Genomic DNA, 15611 nt, shown 5'->3' on the forward strand with positions numbered 1-15611 from the left:
GTGTGGGGCGGCGCGGGGTTGGAGCGGCTGGTGGGCGCGGGCACGAGCGTGTCCGCGCTGGGCATCTGCGTGGGGATGATGGTGACGACGCCGCGCTACCTGTCCGCGTTGGCCTCCGGGGAGCGTTCGCTGTTCGGGCTGGAGCGCATGTCGTCGTCGGGCGTGCCCATGCGGGCGCTCGCGGTGACATGGGTGCTGGTGCTGGGATTCGTGAACCTGGGGGACCTGTCGGAGCTCTTCGCGCTCTCCGCCATCGCGGTGCTGATGCAATTCGGTGTCACGGCGGCGGCGCTCGCGGTGCTGTCCCTGCGGCGCGAGCGGAACCTGCGTCCGGCGCACGCGCTGCTCGCGGTGCCCACGCTGGTGTTGGGGCTGACGCTGGTGGCCTTTGGCGCGAGCGCCCGGGAGGCGGCGGTGGCCTCGGTGGCGGTGCTCGCGGGGCTGGCGTTGATGCGGCTGTCGCGGCCGAGGGAGCCAGCGCCCGTCCGCCTGTCCTGACGCCTCCGCACGTCAGGAGGGCGGGCAGGCCCGGGGACAACCCGGCACGTTGTGTTGCGAAGGGGTGACCGGGCCGGGAGACTCGCGCGGGGGTCTTGCGAGGCGATGCTCGGGTATCAGGCGAATGCGCAGTGGCGGGACATGTCCGACTTCGTGGTGCACTTCACGAAGCCCGGGCCCCCGTACCACGACGCCTACCAGAACATGATGAGCATCCTGGGAGCGCGCACGCTCATCCCGGGCGCGGAGGGGTTTGGCATCGCGCGGCGGGAGGCGGTGGTGGCGAACCGGCACCGCTCGGTGTGCTTCAGCGAGATTCCGCTCGATCAGCTCGCGAGGCTGGTGCAGCGCCGGAGCCTGTACGGCATCGCCTTCCGCAAGAGCTTCATCCTGTCGCAGGGGGGAGGCCCCGTCTGGTACGTGCAGTACGGCTCACCGGCGCACCTGGCGATGAAGCACCAGCTGGACCAGGCCCTGGCGGCGAAGGAGCCGCAGAAGGAGCCCGTGTGGGCGGTGACGCCCTTCGTGGACATCCAGGGGGACGCGCACAACGCGCCCTACAGCTACCGCTTCGACTGGGAGCGCGAGTGGCGTGTCCCCGGGCTCATGCGCTTCACGGAGTACGACGTCGCGGCGCTCTTCCTCCCGGAAGAGGTCCACACCGTGGCCCGGGACTTCTTCGCCTGGGCGGTGCGCGAGCGCGCGGGTCCGGGCTACTTCTGCCCCGTGTTGGATCCGGGTTGGAAGGCGGAGCAGATCATGGAGGCGCTGGCGAAGCACACGGAGGCGCCGGTGGCGGTGGAGCGCAAGAGCGCACCGGGCTGAGTGTCACGTCACTCGCGGAGCCGGAAGTCGTCATCGGCGGCCTGGCGCAGCGAATGGGGAATGGCGGGCTTGCCCATCACCGTGCGCACCCAGGCCTCCTTCATCTGCCGTGCGCAGCGCTCCGGCGGCATCCGCCCCACGGCGGTCCCCAGCCCCGGGCACAGCACCGTCCGGATGGGCGTCTTCGCCGTGGCGTTGTGGGCGAGGACGGCGCGCAACGCGGCTCGGAACGCGAGGTAGGCATTCACCGTGTCGCTGACGTCCGCGGGAACACGCATCGTGGGCGCGCTGATGCACCACGGGATTTCCGAGCGCCCCGTGGGGACCAGCACCGCCTGCCCCACGGGCAACTCGCCACCGTGCTCCTTCGCCAGCAGCTCCCGCAGCCGCTCCTGGACCTGGGGCCCCAGCTGGTACGTGTAGACGGCGTCGATGCCACCATCCATGAACCCGAAGCTGTTCGCCGGACTGACCACCGCGTCCGCGCGCACGTCGATGGGATCCGACGCGGACACCGTGCCTGCGCGCTCCGAGAAGATGTCGCCTTGGGAAATGGTGACACCTGGAACGCCGTCGAACTCACGGCGCCACGCGTCCACCAGTGCACGGCCCAGGTCTCGCAGATGGAGTTGAAGCGCAGGCGTCATGGTGGACCGTTACCGAAGGGATTCGCCCGCCGGAGCAAAGAGCATAAGCCGAACACCCTCGAGGTTCCCCAGGGCGGCTGTGATCAGCGGCTCGACTTCGGACCAGGAGAGGCCTCCGTTCCCACAGCCCAGGGCGGGAACCGCGATGGATGAGATCCGCAGCTCCTGAATCACCCTGACGAGGTCGACCAGGCCCGACTCGACGTCCTCGATCCGGGACGGCGACCGCCAGTGGCGCTTGGTGGGAAAGTTGATGATGTAGCGAGGCGCCCCTGCCAGCCCCTTCTGGTCGAAGACAAACATGCTCCCGGGACGGACCTCTTTCCGGTCACATGCCTGTTTGTACGCCTTGAAGTTCCCGGGAAATGCCTGCTTGAACTGCAAGGCGATTCCCTTGCCCATGACACCCTCGGTGTTCACGGCATTGACGAGCGCCTCCACGTCCGCCTTGAGCAGATCGCCTGTACCCGCCTCGATCATCGCAGCCCCCTCCGTCAGGCGGTCCGCTTCTACCGCACGCGTTCGATGCGGTGCTTGCGGCCCTTGATGCGGCCTTCGCTCAGCCGCTGGAACGCGACCTTCACCACGCGCTTGGAGACGGCGACGAAGGCGTGGTGGTCGTGGATCTCAATCTTGCCCACGTCCTCCGCCTTCAGCCCGCCGGCCTCGCCCGTGAGCGCGCCCAGGATGTCTCCGGGCCGCATCTTGTCCTTGCGCCCCGCGGAGATGGACAGCGTCTCCCAGCCGGAGATGAGCGACACGCCCGGCACGTTCTCCGGCACCAGCGCGTCCACGTCCCCCTTCTCCAGCTTCACGCCCGTCGTGCCTTCGATGTCGTCCACCTTGCGGCTGTCCGAGCGCGTCACCAATGACAACGCCAGCCCGCGCCGGCCCGCGCGCCCCGTGCGGCCAATGCGATGCACGTACGCTTCCGGCTGCTGCGGCAGCTCGTAGTTCACCACCGCGTCCAGCGCCTCCACGTCGATGCCCCGGCCCGCGACGTCCGTGGCCACCAGCACGCGCGTGCTGTGATTGCGGAACTTCGCCATCACCCGGTCCCGGTCGAACTGCTCCAGGTCCCCCTGCAACCCGTCCGCGCTCACGCCCGCCTGCACCAGCGCGCGCGTCAGCTCCACCACCACCGCCTTGAAGTTGCAGAACACGATGGCGGAGGCCGGCTGGTACTGGCGCAGGATCCTCAGCAGCAGCGCCTGCTTCTCCTCCGGCGTGCACGCGTACGCCACCTGCTGGATGTCCGGCGCGGACTCCTCCTGCGCCAGCGACACCCGCACGGGGTCCTTCTGGAACGCGCGGCTCAGCTTCTCGATGTCGTCCGGGAACGTCGCGGAGAAGAGCACCGTCTGCCGCTTCGACGGCGTCGCTCCGAGCACCCGCTCCATGTCCTCCCGGAAGCCCATGTCCAGCATCCGGTCCGCCTCATCCAGCACCACCGTGGCCAGGTGCCGCGTGTCCAGCACCTCGCGGTCCAGCAGGTCCATGATGCGCCCGGGCGTCCCCACGCCGATGTGCACACCCTTCTCCAGCGCCTCCACCTGCGGCCGGATGGGCTGTCCGCCCGCGAGCGCCAGCACCTGCACGCCCGGCATCCGCCGCGCCAGCCGGCGAATCTCTCCCGCCACCTGCGCGCACAATTCGCGCGTCGGACAGAGCACCAGCGCCTGGAGGTGGCGGTCCTGCGTGAGCTTCACCTTCTGCAGGATGGGCAGCGCGAACGCCGCCGTCTTCCCGCTGCCCGTGCGCGCCTGGCCCACCAGGTCCTTCCCCTGCAACAACACCGGGATGCTCTGCGCCTGGATGGGGGTGGCGGTCTTGAACTCCAGCTCCTCCAACACCTGGAGCAGCGGGGGCGACAGCGCGAGCGCGGAGAATTCCATCGGAGCCTCGGGGGACGGAGGCACGGGGCGCCTCGGGAGAACGCGCCCTTGTACCAGCCTTCCCACGGCGGACAAGCCCGGCGCCCCTACCCCGCCCAGCCCGCCACCTCGCTCGCCGTCGCCTGGGCCAGCTTCGCCGCGGCGCCCGGGTCCACGCGGGCCGTGACGAGCACCCCGATGACCGCCCCCAACAGCAGCTCCACCCGGCGCGCCACCGTCTTGCGAGGCAGCACGCCCGCCCGGGCCGCGCCCTCCAGGGCCCTCGTCAGGTGGCCTCGCAGGAGCGCCCGGTAGTCCTCCACCGCCCGCTGCGCCTCCGCGTCATGCGGCCCCAGCTCCGTCGCCGTATTCACCAGCAGGCAGCCCCGCCGCGTCAGCGCTGGCGGCGCGGTGGCCATCGTCGTCGCGAGCGCCTCGAAGTACTCCGTCACCTGCGACAAGCCCGGCGCGTCCTTCGCGAAGACGCCCAGCCGGGGCCCGATGACCTCCTGGAGGTACAGCGTGATGGTTCGCGCGAACAGCCCGCGCTTGCTGTCGAACGTCTGGTACAGGCTGGAGCGGTTCAGCCCCGTCGCGGCCTCCAGGTCCGACAACGACGTCGCCTCGTAGCCGCGCGACCAGAACACGCCCAGCGCCGCCCGCACCGCCTCTGTCTCGTCGAACGCCCGCGTCCGCGCCACGTCACCCTCCTTGACAATTCTGAACCGACCGTTTCAATATGGATTCGGAACTGACTGGTTCAGAATATCCCAACCCCGGAGGGGGAGTCATCATGCCGCTACTGGCGCAGGTCTTCGCGGTCATCGCCGCGCTCATCCACGTGCTGTTCTTCGTGATGGAGAGCATCGTCTTCTCACGGCCGACGGTGTGGCAGCGGTTCGGGGTGAAGTCGCAGGCGGACGCGGACGTGCTGAAGGGGATGGCGTTCAACCAGGGCTTCTACAACCTGTTCCTCGCCCTGGGCGTGCTGGTGGGCGTGGCGCTGGTGCACACGGCCTGGGAGACGTCGGGCGTGGCGGCCGTGGTGTTCGGCTGCGCGTGCATGCTGCTGGCGGCGGTGGTGCTGCTGAGCACCGACCGGCGCTTCCTCCAAGCCAGCATCATCCAGGGCGCCCTGCCCCTGCTGGCCCTCTCGCTCGTCGTCTTCCGGGCGCGGTCTTAGGGCACGACGGCCTCGAAGACGTCCGCGTCCGGCAGGGTGAGGACGACGCGGCCCGCTTCGCCCAGCTTCTCGCGCGGCACGTCGCGGAAGCGCTGCACGAAGCTCGCGGAGGGACGTAGCGTGAGCGACTGGCCGGTGTCGCGGTTGCGGAACGTGGTCGCGGTGTCCTCCGGTGCGGGCGCCGTGACCAGTGAGAGGTTGAGCTTGCCCAGGCTTGCGCCTGTGGCCGCCGCCGCGCCGTCCGCGACGCAGGTGTATTGGACCTGCGCCGGGCTGTGGTGGATGACCTCCAGCTTGAAGCTGCCCCGGGGCAGGCCCAGCTGCCGGAGCGCGTGGTCACCCATCCGGTAGCCCGCCACGGCCCACGGCCCCGCGCCGCCATGCACCAGCGCCACCCGTTCCAGTGCGCCCGGTTCAGTGGACGGGGTCGCGGTGGGCTTCGTGCTCGCGCAGCCCAGCCCAAGGCACAGGGTGACGGACAGCAGGAGGTGGCGGCGCACGGACATGGGGGGCTCCGGAGAAGGACGGGCGGAGCGTTCTACGGTGTCTCGGCGCTCCACTTCTTGATGTTCTTGCACGCATCCGATGGCTGCTTGAAGGCCGGAGTGAGCGTCGTTCGGGAGACGTCACTGGAGTTCACCAGCCCCAGGAAGCAGGAGTGAAATTCCCCCTTTGGGATGACGCCCTGCTTCTCGCGGTAGGCACACTCGACGAGATCGCCCCAGACGTAGGAGACGAGGAAGGCATCATTGCACTGCGCGGCATCCGCTGCGCACGCGTCGTGGCCCGCATCCGTATAGGCACCATTGGATGCGCTCGAGCATGCCGTCTCGCCCCCGGGCAGCAAGTGCGTCATTTCGTGAGCCAGGGTGTTGATGAGCGTGCCGCGCTGCCTGGGATTTGTCTGCTCCCAGAAGTCAATCCGCCGGGTATTGACGGAGGTGGACGCGCAGACGGTCGTCGCCGCCGTGGAGAAGGGATGGAAGAGCGAGTACCGGCTCTCCAGGCGATGCGTGGGCAGGCGGCTTCGCAGGGCAGTGAGGACCTCGGACGCCGTCGTCGTCCGGCAATCCGTGTCAGCGGACGTAGCGAGTGGGTAGCCATCAAGCTTCTTGAGGTTCTCTGCGAAGCCAGGGTCCTCGAGAATGGATTGGACCTCATCGTAGGCCGCGATGAGATGTTCCGTTCGCTTCAGCGATGCCTCGACCGTGATCGTCGGTCCAGCATTGGACTGGTGATTTCTGGTTGTCGCGCATGCGGAACAGAGCAGCAGTCCGGCGACAGCGGGAACAAGTCCTCTCATGAGCACCCCCAGCAGATGGCGTTGCACCTGCGCTTGAACTCCGGAAGGGAGTTTCACTTCTCCGCCTTTCTTCCTGGAGGAAGGCGTCGTGCCCGGAAGTGTCAGGCTACAGTGAGAAACCCATCATCAGTGACGCGGAGGCCCTGGGCACCAGCGCCGTGCCTCGGTCGCGCTTCGCCATGACGCCCCCGGCGGAGGCGCTCAGGAGCATCGACAGGCGGCTTCGCACGTCCAGCCTCACGCCCCCGGTGACGAGCCCCAGCGGTTCGAGCCCGAAGCGCGCTTCCTCCTCCGGAATCCGCGACTGGAGGACAGCCAGCGCCCCGGCCTCCAACGCTCCACTGAACGTCCAGGCGCCGTGCTTCCAATGGGGCCCCGCGCCCAGCCGCAGCTCCAGCTCCGTCTGCTGGAAGTCCACCCTGCTGCCCGTCCCCCGCCGCACCACGAGCCCCAGGTTCGACGTGTCCACGCCAGGGAACAGACTCCCTTCACGCACCAGGCGCACGTCCAGGCCCGCGAGGGATGACAGGCCCGCCACGATGCCCGACGTCAGCGACGGCCCCACCGCGAGCAGCAGCGAAGCCCCCGCCCCACCCTTTCGCGCGAGCCTCAGCCTCGCGGCCTGCTCCAGGGGTTCGCCCCCCACGGAGACGGCTCCGTTGAGCGGCACACGCACCGACCGCTCCAGGTAACCCTCGTCCGCGCGAAGCAGCAGCCGGTACGCGCCGGGCGCCACGGCCAGCGTCGTGGGGCCCTCGCCCTTCTCCAGCTCCGCCACCAGCGAGCCACTCTCCGACGCCACCACGAGCCAGCGGCCCGGCGTCTTCACGTCGAGCGTCAGCCGGCCGCGCGCCTGCTGCGGCTCGGAGAGGACCAGCTCACCGCGTCCGCGCAGGTCCATCCGGAACGTGGGGCGCTGCACGCCTCCCGGTGACACGAGCGTGGACTCCAGCGTCCTCGCGTAGGCGTAGCGGTAGGCCTCCTCCAGCGTGACGCGCCCATCGCGCGAAGCATCGGCCGCGCCGCGCAGCCCCACGGACAGGTGGTGCGTGAAGAAGGAACCCTGCAGCGCATCCGACTCCTGCGCGTACTCATCCGCGCCCGATGCGCTGATGACGACCCGTCCCTCCAGATCCGAAGCCTCCATCGTGACCGGCGCGGCCACGGGCTTGAGCCCCTTCAGCCGCGTGGCGAGCCCGGAGCGGCAGGAGTCCAGGATGAGCAGCCCCACGCCCACTGGCGCGCCCTTGAGGAAGTCCACCAGCTCGCGCATCGGCAGCTCGGTGCCGCGCAGGTGCAGGCTGCCGTCGCCCGCGTGCGATGAGACGTAGAGCAACAGCCAATCCCGCGGTGAGGCCTCCTCGGCCAGCCGCGTCCGGAAACGCGTCAGGGCCTCGCGCAGCGTCGCGGCATCCGCGCCCAGCAGCGTCATCGTGCGCTCTGGCGGCACGGTGCCCACTTCCTGGAGCACCTCGCGCATCCGCTGCGCGTCGGCTTCCGCGAAGCGCAGCCGCTCCTCTCCGGACAGGCCCTGGTTCTCCCCCACCACCAGCGCCCAGCGGCGCGGCGCCTCCTCTGCTGCGGCGCATGGAAGAGGCCCCAGCACCGCGAGCAAAACCACGAGCACCCGGAGGCCCATGCCCAACCCCGGCCTCACGGCATGACCCTCAGCAGCGTGCGGGCCTGGGCCTTCCCGATGTCACCCGGCGGCGCCACGTCCAACGGCGCCTGTCTCTTCTCCCGAGCCTCCGCGACGCTCGACGTGAGCGCCGCGCGCGCCTGCTCCACATTCAACGGCGCGTCCGCGAAGAACGCATGCAACGCCACGGAGCCCGGCGTCACCTCCATCGGCGGGGACAGCTTCACCTCCGCCCCCGGCTCCACCGTGCCGCTCGTCGGGCCATCCTGGGGCCAGAGCTGATCCACCGCTCCCGCCTCATCCACCGCGAGCACCAGCACGTTCCGGTACGTCCCCGTGCCCACCGCCAACGTCACGCGCTCGCCGGGCCTCGCGTCCGCCACCGGAGCGCCCTGCGCGGACAGCAGCCGCAGCGCCACGGTCCCCTTGAGCCGCACGCCGTCCTCCGTCCCTCGCGGCACGTAGACGACCAGCGCGAGCCCCACCGCCAGCGCCGCCACCCACGGCACGCCCCAGCTCCAACGGGGCTTCGCGGACCGGGCCCGCTTCTCCTCCAGTCTCGCCAGCACCGCCTTCGCGCGAGGCTCCCGCAGGCTCGACTCGCGCGCTTGCCGCATCTGCTCGGCCAGCACCCCGCAGGCCGGGCAGGCGGCCACGTGGCGCTCCGCACGACCCGAGGCATCCAGCCCTGACAGCCACTCGTCCAGCTCCAGCCGCGTCAGGTGCTCAGCCACGCCCTGCCTCCAGTGTGTCCGGCAGCCGCCCCAGCTCCGCCGCCTTCTTCCGGATGGAGTCCAGGTCGCGGACGATGGTCTTGCGCGACACGTCCAGCATCCCGGCGATCTCCTCCTGGGTCAGCCCGTCGAAGAAGTGCAGCGTGGCCACTTCCATTTCGCGCTCGCCCATCCGCCCCACGAGGTGGCGGATGAAGTCCGCGGCCTCCCACTGGCTGGGGGTGAGCGCCGCGGCCTCCGGGGCCTCCAGGAGCACCGGCTCCCGCAGCTGGCGCGAGCGCAGCGCGTTGAGGCACAGGTTGGTGGTCACGCGGTACACGTACGTCATCGGACGGGCCTCCCGTCGGAACCGCGCGCCAGCCGTCAGCATGCGCTCGAAGACCTCCTGGACGATGTCCCAGGCATCGGCATCGCGTCCCAGCAGTGCGAGCGCACGACGGTGCACCACGGGCGCGAAGCGCTCGTAGAGCTGCCTGAGCTCCGCCGCATCGAGCCCGCTCCCCATCCGCCTGGTCCGACCTTCCTTTTCGTCCTTCAGACACCCGGCCCCAGCGGCCTGGGACATCGCATCGCATCCGCGATGGGCTGTGGAATACTAGTCGCACCCCGGCGGCATGTCCCAGGCTGGCCGCACCGGGTGTCCCAAGCGCCGTGAAACGACTGCTCCTCGCCACCTGCATCGCGCTCCTGGGCGCCTGCTTCGATCCGCTCTACGAGGACCCGGAGGCGCTGGACGAAGCGTCGTGGGCGGTCTGCTGCGTTCGCGGTCAGGTGGACACCTGCTTCTGCGAGGAGGCCAGCGGCTGCGAGGCCTCCTTCCGGGCCTGCGCGGGCGGCACCTGCGCGGCGTCGCTCAGCGAAAGCTGCGGTGGCGCACAGGGGAGCCAGGACGGCGGCGGCGGCGTGAACCTCGACGGCGGCGGCACGGACGCGGGCACCAGCACCGACGCAGGCACGGAGAGCGACGCGGGTACCAGCACCGATGGCGGAGTCGACGTGGACGCTGGCACCGACGCGGGCGTGGACGGCGGCACTGACGCGGGTCCCCAGCCCCCCCCGAGCTACGAGCCATGCTGCGACCCGAACAGCCACCGGGTCACGACCTGCCGCTGCGCTCCCTCTGGCTGCGGCACCAACCCTCCGTTCACGCCGTGCGCGTCGGCCCGCTGCGCGCTCGTGGGGGAGTCGTGCGGGTGAGAGTTCAGGCGGGATGAAGGGCACGTTCCGTTCGCTGCGCGGCTTCAACTACCGGACGTGGGCGGCCGGAGCCATCGTGTCCAACGTGGGCACGTGGATGCAGCGCACCGCCCAGGACTGGCTCGTCCTCACCCAGCTCACCCACTACAACGCCACGGCCGTGGGCGTGGTGATGGCGCTCCAGTTCGCGCCGCAGGTGCTGCTGCTTCCGCTGACCGGCTTCGCGGCGGATCACCTGGACCGGCGCAAGCTCCTGTTCGCCACGCAGGCGAGCCTGGGCACCCTGGCGCTGGGCCTGGGGCTCCTCACGCTCTGGGGACACGTCCGGCTGTGGCACGTCGACGTGTTCGCGTTCCTGCTCGGCTGTGTCACCGCGTTCGACGCCACCGCGCGCCAGACGTTCGTGGCGGACCTGGTGGGCGAGGAGGACCTCTCCAACGCCGTGGCGCTCAACTCCACCTCGTTCCACGCCGCGCGGATGCTGGGGCCCGCCACCGCGGGCGTGCTCATCTCCGCGGTGGGCTCCGGGTGGATGTTCGTCATCAACGCGGCCTCGTTCGGCGCCGTCCTCTGCTCGCTGAGCCTGCTTCGCGTGAACGAACTGCACGTGCGGGACCGGGCGCGGCGCACGCGCGGCGGCCTGCTGGAGGGCTTCGTCTACGTCTGGAAGCGGCCGGACCTGAAGGCGGTGCTGATCATGTTCTTCCTGATTGGCACCTTCGGGCTCAACTTCCCCATCTTCATCTCCACCATGGCCGTGCGCGTCTTCGGCCAGGGCCCGAGCGGCTACGGGCTCCTGACGTCCATCATGGCCATCGGCTCGGTCACCGGCGCGCTGCTCTCCGCCCGCCGCGCGCAGCCTCGCATCGGCCTGCTGGTAACGGGGGCCGCGGTCTTCGGGGCCGGGCTGATGCTCGCGGCGGTGATGCCGGCCTACGCCCTCTTCGCCGTCACGCTCGTCGTCATTGGCGTGTCGGCGCAGACCTTCACCACCACCGCGAACAGCCTGGTGCAGCTGTCCACCGACCCATCCATGCGCGGGCGCGTGCTCGCCATCCTCCTGGCCATCGCGCTGGGCGGCACGCCCCTGGGCGCCCCCATCGTCGGATGGGTCGCGGACACGTTCGGTCCACGGCAGGCGCTCTGCGTGGGCGCCGCGGCGGGCTTCGTCGCGGCGCTCGTCGGGCTGCGCTACCGCGCGAAGACGGCTCCTTCTACAGGTCGCTGAAGGACCGGGGTTGCACACCTCCTACGGAGTGACGCCCGCGACCTGGCGCAGCAATTCCAGGGGGCCCAGCTCGGCGACCGCGTCGAACTGCTCGGGCGTGCGCACCAGCAGCGACCCCGCGAAGCCCAGCGCGTTGACGTTGACGCCCAGGTGCTCCGCGCGGCTCCGGGGCACGAGCAGCATCCAGTCCCGGGTGACGAGCAGGTTGTACGGCGCGTGCTCGCCCAGGCCCAGCGCTTCCCGCAGGAGCCGGTAGGCCGCCAGCATCCGCTCGCCCTGCCCCGGCGCGCCCCAGGGACCCAGGCCTGCAAGCAGGTGCGCGAACGGCAGCGACTCCGCGGCGATGACGCGGCCCGGCCCGGGCAGCGGCGGGAGCAGCGCCTCCACCGGCGCGCGCAGGCCGTCCGGTCCCAATGGCGGCACCAGCTGCAGGTGCTTGTGCCGCTGGCTCGCGCCCGCGGTCTCCCCGGCGTTGTAGAAGGCCAGCCCGTCCAGCCCCTCCAGGCACATGGAGAGCGCGTCGAAGTCCGCGTGCGTCAGCAGCGCGTCCTGCGATTCGAAGGCGCGCGTCACCAACAGCAGGTGGTGCTCCACGACGTTGAACTTGTTGAGCAGACACACGTGCGCGGGCGGCACGGTCCCCAGCACCAGGTCCGGCTCCGGGTTCGCGAACGGGTTGAACGGTTCGGCACCCACGGGCGGCGCCGGCCGCTTGCGCTCCTTGAGCGCCACCCGTCCCAGCACGCGCACCTGGAACGTCGTGTTCGCGATGGGCAGCGTGCGCGCTTCCGTGGTGATGGGCTGGAGCGCCCCGGTCTCCAGCGCATGCCGCGTGACGGCCAGCGTGCGGGGCCACAGGGCGGCGGGCATCAGCGGGGTGGCGTTCACGGGCGGGCTCCTGGCGTGAGGCCCTGGAGTCTGTGCCCTCCGGTGACGCCAGCGTCAACCCGCTCCCGAAAAGGAGGCGCTCCGGATGTCCGCCTCAGCGCGGAGGGCGGAAGACGTACTGGTACTCCGGCGACGGACTGCCGGGTGGGTACTGGGCGTCCATGAAGGCCACGTGCGCATGGTGGGTGATGAGCACGTCCTGGAGGCTGTCGTAGAGCACCACCACGTTCGTGGCCTTGCCGGTGGGGTCCAGGTCCACGCGCACCTTCAGGTTGCCCTTGAGGTCCGGCTTCTCCATCAGGTGCTCCAGGTACAGCGCCACCAGCCCCAGCGACACGCGGTCGTAGATCTGCTCCACCGTGCCCTTCGCGGGCGACGCGGGCAGCCGCAGCTTCTTGGTCAACTGCGCGGCCTCCTCCGCCGCCTCGGGCACCGGCCGCTCCGGGGCCGCGAGCGCCGCGCGATACGCCGCCACGGACTCGAAGTAGCGCTCCTGCTTGAGCAGCAGCCGCGCCCGCCGCACCTGGATGTCCGCGCGCTCCGGGGCCAGCGCCGCCGCCTGATCCAACCTCGACTCGGTGGCGGCCGCGTCCTGCTTTCCTTCCGAAAGCGTCGCCAGCCGTAGGAGCGGCTCCGGATCCTTCGGCGTCGCGGCGGCCAGGCGCACCAGGGCCTTCGCTTCATCCTCCGGGCGGTTCAGCTCCACGTTGAGCCGCACCCACGTGGCGAGCACCGTGGCTTCCGCGCCCCCGAGCGTCGCGTAGCGCTCCAGCATCTTCACCGCCTGCGCCTTGTCCCCCGCGGCGAGCCACGCCTCCGCCTGCCGCCGGTGCGCCTCGCGGTCATGCGGCTGGAGCGCGACGAGCAGCGCCCCAGCCTCCGCGCCCGCCTTCGCGTCCCCGGCCTCGCGGGCCAGCCGCGACAGCACCTGCAACGCCTCCGGCTGCTCCGGCCACTCCTTCACCGAGCGCACCAGCAGCGCCCGCGCCTCGGCCGCGCCCCCGGGCCGGCCCGCCAGCAGCAGCGCCAGGTCCGTGCGGATGCGCGGGACGTCCAGCTTCGTCAGCGCCTCGCGCAGCCGGCCTTCCGCCTCCGCGGGCTTGCCGTCCGCCTGGAGGCGCAGGCCGTCCGCCCAGAGCGCGGGCGCGAAGCCGGGCACCACCTTGCGCGCGGTCTCCAGCGGCGAGGCCGCGTCCTTCAACATGCCCCAGCGCACGTACACCAGGCCCATGCCCACGTGCGGCCACGGGTTCTCCGGGTACACCACCGCCAGCGCCTTGAACTCGCTGAAGCTCTCGTCGGACGGCAGCGCGAGGAAGGCCCGGTACACCCGGGGCATCGGGTCCTTGGGCGCCTTCGCCTGCTGGGCGTCCAGTTCCGTGCGCAGCGTGCTGGGGCTGCCCTGGACGCGCGCCGTGTCCATCCGCTGGAGCATCGCCATGCCTTCCGCGGCCGGAGCAGGCACCGGCCGGGCGCCCAGCGCCGGGAGCGCGCACAGCACGGTCAGCAGCAGGCACGTAGGGACACGGGACGTCATGGGAAGCTTGGGAGGAGCCAGGGGCGAGCCAGGGCGCCCGGACGCTACCAGATGCCCGCGCCCGGCAACGCGTGGGAGTGTTTACACACCTTGCGTGAATTCCACGGACACGCGCGATGTTTCACGGGTGCGGGAACGGGAGGGAATGGCCCTGGAGGGCGACCGCGCTTTCGGGCGTTGGACGCCGGCCGGGCGGTAGGTCTTGACCAGAACCAGCGGTGCTGGGCGGAATGGCCCCCATGGCCACCGCCGAGAAACTCGTATTCCCGACCATCGTCGAAGGACTCTTCGTCCGGGGACTTTCCGGGAAGGTGCCCTTCGCCCTCAAGGAGCAGCTGCGCAAGGAGGGCCTGGACCTGGACCGGCCCCTGCAGCCGGCGTACTCGCTGGACACGTGGACGCGCTGCGTGGCGCTGACGGCGAAGACGCTCCACCCCGAGCAGCCGGAGCAGGTGGCGTGGCGGATGCTGGGCGAGCGGATGATCGACGGCTACCGCGACACGATGGTGGGCCGGGCGCTGCTGGGCGTGCTGCGGCTCATCGGGCCCAAGCGGATGCTGCTGCGCACGCAGCACAGCTTCCGCACCGGCAACAACTACACCGAGGTGCGCATCACCGAGCGCGGCGAGCGTGAGGCGGACCTCTGGCTCAACGAGCCCGGCCTGCTGCGCTACTTCAAGCAGGGCGTGATGCTGGCCACGGTGCGCGCCGCCAGCGGCCCCGCCACGCAGGTGGACGTCGTCCAGTACGACGACGACAGCGTCACCTATCGCGTGTCCTGGGGCGCTCCGGGCGCCTGAGTCAGACGCGGCTCCCTTCGGATCCGCGACCCGGGGGCCCTTGCTCGCACCTGTCCCCATCTGCCAGCGTGAAGCCCTGGGCGCGGCGTCCGGGCCGTGAACGGCCGCGCAAGAGGGGGCTTCAACCAATGCCGTCGAGCGAGCGCGCCAACCTGCCGCGCTGGAACGGTCATCAGCGGGGGTTCTTCGAAATCTGGTTCCTGGTGGTGCTCGACCCCGGCGGCGATCGTGCCTGGTGGTTGCGCTACACCCTGTTCACGCCCGCGCCGGGCAGCGGCGGCGAGCCTCGCGCCACGATGTGGGCGGCGGCGTTCGACTGCGCGTCGCAGGACAGGCCCGCGGTGGCGCTCAAGGCCATCCATCCGGCCTCCGCCTTCAGCGCGCTGCCTTCCGGCGGGGTGCGCATCGCGGACTCGGAGCTGACGCCCGGCCAGTGCCACGGACAGGTGGCCAGCGGAGGGCACACCATCGCGTGGGACCTGCGCTTCCAGGGCGGACACCCCGGGCCGGTGCGCCGCGAACCGCGCGGCACCGCGCTCCTGCCGCTGCCCACGCACGTCGCGCACGTGCACGACGACGTCACCTTCGAAGGCACGGTGACGGTGGACGGCGAGCGCATCGACGTGAAGGGCGCGCCCGGCCTGCAGAAGCACCTGTGGGGCCACCGTCGGCTGGAGGAGCTGACCTGGCTGTACTGCCCGCGCTTCCGCGAGGACCCGGACGCGCGGCTGGAGATCATGGCGGTGCGCGCGAAGCGCAAGCGGGGCCACCCGCAGCTGTCGCCCATCTACCTGCGCACGCGCGGCACCGAGCACACGTTCCACGAAGTGCCCAACCTGCTCTTCACGCGCGTGACGTCGCCCGCGTCCGGGGAGTTGTCCTTCCGCGCCGCGTCCGCCACCCAGGCCGTGGAGGGCCGCGCGTGGTGCGACCCGCGCACGCTGGTGGGCTACGCGTACCGCGACCCCACGGGCTGGGACGTGCTGGTGGCCCAGAGCGACGTGGCCCGCTGCGAGGTGCAGCGCTTCTCCCGGCCGCATCCCTTCGCGGCGTGGAAACCCACGGAGAAGCTCACCTCCACCGTGGGCGCGCTGGAGTTCCACGGCCCGGCTCCGATGCCGGGCGTGCGCTACATCCCCTGGGACGGCACCGCGCTCGAAGCGAAGGACGCGCCCGGCGATGCCGAGGATGAACCGGCCCTGGGGATGGGCTGACGTCAGGGGGAGGCCGGGCCGCCTGCCCCGGTCTTCCGGGAGGG

At 70.9% G+C, this 15611-nt stretch carries 17 protein-coding genes and 1 pseudogene; 7 read left to right on the top strand and 11 right to left on the bottom strand.

Annotated elements, in window-relative coordinates; translation table 11 throughout:
- Together D7X32_RS37280 and D7X32_RS37285 are read left to right on the top strand one after the other, a co-directional pair.
- A pseudogene (locus D7X32_RS37280) lies at positions 1-498 on the top strand (APC family permease); the annotation flags it as partial.
- A 141-nt stretch (positions 499-639) separates the two neighbouring features.
- A complete protein-coding gene (locus D7X32_RS37285) occupies positions 640-1323 on the top strand; it encodes an abortive infection system antitoxin AbiGi family protein (protein ID WP_244239397.1) in 684 nt (227 codons plus the stop codon).
- 8 nt (positions 1324-1331) lie between these two features.
- Here D7X32_RS37285 and D7X32_RS37290 read toward each other — a convergent pair whose 3' ends face one another.
- From D7X32_RS37290 to D7X32_RS37305, 4 genes are all read right to left on the bottom strand, one after another.
- A complete protein-coding gene (locus tag D7X32_RS37290) occupies positions 1332-1970 on the bottom strand; it encodes a macro domain-containing protein (protein WP_120607292.1) in 639 nt (212 codons plus the stop codon).
- A 9-nt stretch (positions 1971-1979) separates the two neighbouring features.
- Positions 1980-2450, bottom strand: a complete 471-nt coding sequence (darG, locus tag D7X32_RS37295) for a type II toxin-antitoxin system antitoxin DNA ADP-ribosyl glycohydrolase DarG (protein ID WP_120607293.1) — start codon at positions 2448-2450, stop codon at positions 1980-1982.
- 29 nt (positions 2451-2479) lie between these two features.
- A complete protein-coding gene (dbpA, locus tag D7X32_RS37300) occupies positions 2480-3865 on the bottom strand; it encodes an ATP-dependent RNA helicase DbpA (RefSeq protein ID WP_120607294.1) in 1386 nt (461 codons plus the stop codon).
- 86 nt (positions 3866-3951) lie between these two features.
- The gene (locus D7X32_RS37305) at positions 3952-4545 is read right to left on the bottom strand and encodes a TetR/AcrR family transcriptional regulator (RefSeq protein ID WP_120607295.1); all 594 of its coding nucleotides are present in this window, start codon (positions 4543-4545) and stop codon (positions 3952-3954) included.
- Positions 4546-4637: 92 nt separating this feature from the next.
- Here D7X32_RS37305 and D7X32_RS37310 point away from each other — a divergent pair, with 92 nt between their 5' ends.
- Positions 4638-5027, top strand: coding sequence for a DUF1304 domain-containing protein (locus tag D7X32_RS37310; RefSeq protein WP_120607296.1), 390 nt, complete (start codon positions 4638-4640; stop codon positions 5025-5027).
- Here D7X32_RS37310 and D7X32_RS37315 read toward each other — a convergent pair.
- Genes D7X32_RS37315 through D7X32_RS37335 form a run of 5 tightly spaced genes read right to left on the bottom strand, consistent with a single transcriptional unit; the run spans position 5024 to position 9208 of the window.
- Positions 5024-5533, bottom strand: coding sequence for an FmdE family protein (locus D7X32_RS37315; protein WP_120607297.1), 510 nt, complete (start codon positions 5531-5533; stop codon positions 5024-5026). The genes D7X32_RS37310 and D7X32_RS37315 overlap by 4 nt on opposite strands.
- Before the next feature lie 32 nt (positions 5534-5565).
- The gene (locus tag D7X32_RS37320) at positions 5566-6387 is read right to left on the bottom strand and encodes a hypothetical protein (protein WP_147450419.1); all 822 of its coding nucleotides are present in this window, start codon (positions 6385-6387) and stop codon (positions 5566-5568) included.
- Positions 6388-6436: 49 nt separating this feature from the next.
- Entirely contained in the window at positions 6437-7987 is a 1551-nt protein-coding gene (locus tag D7X32_RS37325) for a caspase family protein (protein WP_147450420.1), read from the bottom strand.
- Positions 7984-8703, bottom strand: coding sequence for a hypothetical protein (locus tag D7X32_RS37330; protein ID WP_120607300.1), 720 nt, complete (start codon positions 8701-8703; stop codon positions 7984-7986). Before D7X32_RS37330 ends, D7X32_RS37325 begins: the two co-directional genes overlap by 4 nt.
- Positions 8696-9208, bottom strand: coding sequence for a sigma-70 family RNA polymerase sigma factor (locus D7X32_RS37335; protein WP_120607301.1), 513 nt, complete (start codon positions 9206-9208; stop codon positions 8696-8698). Before D7X32_RS37335 ends, D7X32_RS37330 begins: the two co-directional genes overlap by 8 nt.
- A gap of 146 nt (positions 9209-9354) precedes the next feature.
- Here D7X32_RS37335 and D7X32_RS37340 point away from each other — a divergent pair, with 146 nt between their 5' ends.
- Together D7X32_RS37340 and D7X32_RS37345 are read left to right on the top strand one after the other, a co-directional pair.
- Complete coding sequence (locus tag D7X32_RS37340; protein WP_120607302.1) at positions 9355-9900, top strand: hypothetical protein; 546 nt, start codon at positions 9355-9357, stop codon at positions 9898-9900.
- 13 nt (positions 9901-9913) lie between these two features.
- The gene (locus tag D7X32_RS37345; protein ID WP_120607303.1) at positions 9914-11128 is read left to right on the top strand and encodes an MFS transporter; all 1215 of its coding nucleotides are present in this window, start codon (positions 9914-9916) and stop codon (positions 11126-11128) included.
- A 21-nt stretch (positions 11129-11149) separates the two neighbouring features.
- Here D7X32_RS37345 and D7X32_RS37350 read toward each other — a convergent pair whose 3' ends face one another.
- Together D7X32_RS37350 and D7X32_RS37355 are read right to left on the bottom strand one after the other, a co-directional pair.
- Positions 11150-12016, bottom strand: coding sequence for an ATP adenylyltransferase family protein (locus tag D7X32_RS37350; RefSeq protein WP_120607304.1), 867 nt, complete (start codon positions 12014-12016; stop codon positions 11150-11152).
- Positions 12017-12110: 94 nt separating this feature from the next.
- A complete protein-coding gene (locus tag D7X32_RS37355; RefSeq protein WP_120607305.1) occupies positions 12111-13553 on the bottom strand; it encodes a hypothetical protein in 1443 nt (480 codons plus the stop codon).
- A gap of 239 nt (positions 13554-13792) precedes the next feature.
- Here D7X32_RS37355 and D7X32_RS37360 point away from each other — a divergent pair, with 239 nt between their 5' ends.
- Positions 13793-14353, top strand: coding sequence for a DUF2378 family protein (locus D7X32_RS37360; protein WP_120607306.1), 561 nt, complete (start codon positions 13793-13795; stop codon positions 14351-14353).
- A 128-nt stretch (positions 14354-14481) separates the two neighbouring features.
- Complete coding sequence (locus D7X32_RS37365) at positions 14482-15567, top strand: hypothetical protein (protein ID WP_120607307.1); 1086 nt, start codon at positions 14482-14484, stop codon at positions 15565-15567.
- Positions 15568-15611 lie beyond the last annotated feature (44 nt).

This window comes from Corallococcus carmarthensis (assembly GCF_003611695.1).
Classification (GTDB): domain Bacteria; phylum Myxococcota; class Myxococcia; order Myxococcales; family Myxococcaceae; genus Corallococcus; species Corallococcus carmarthensis.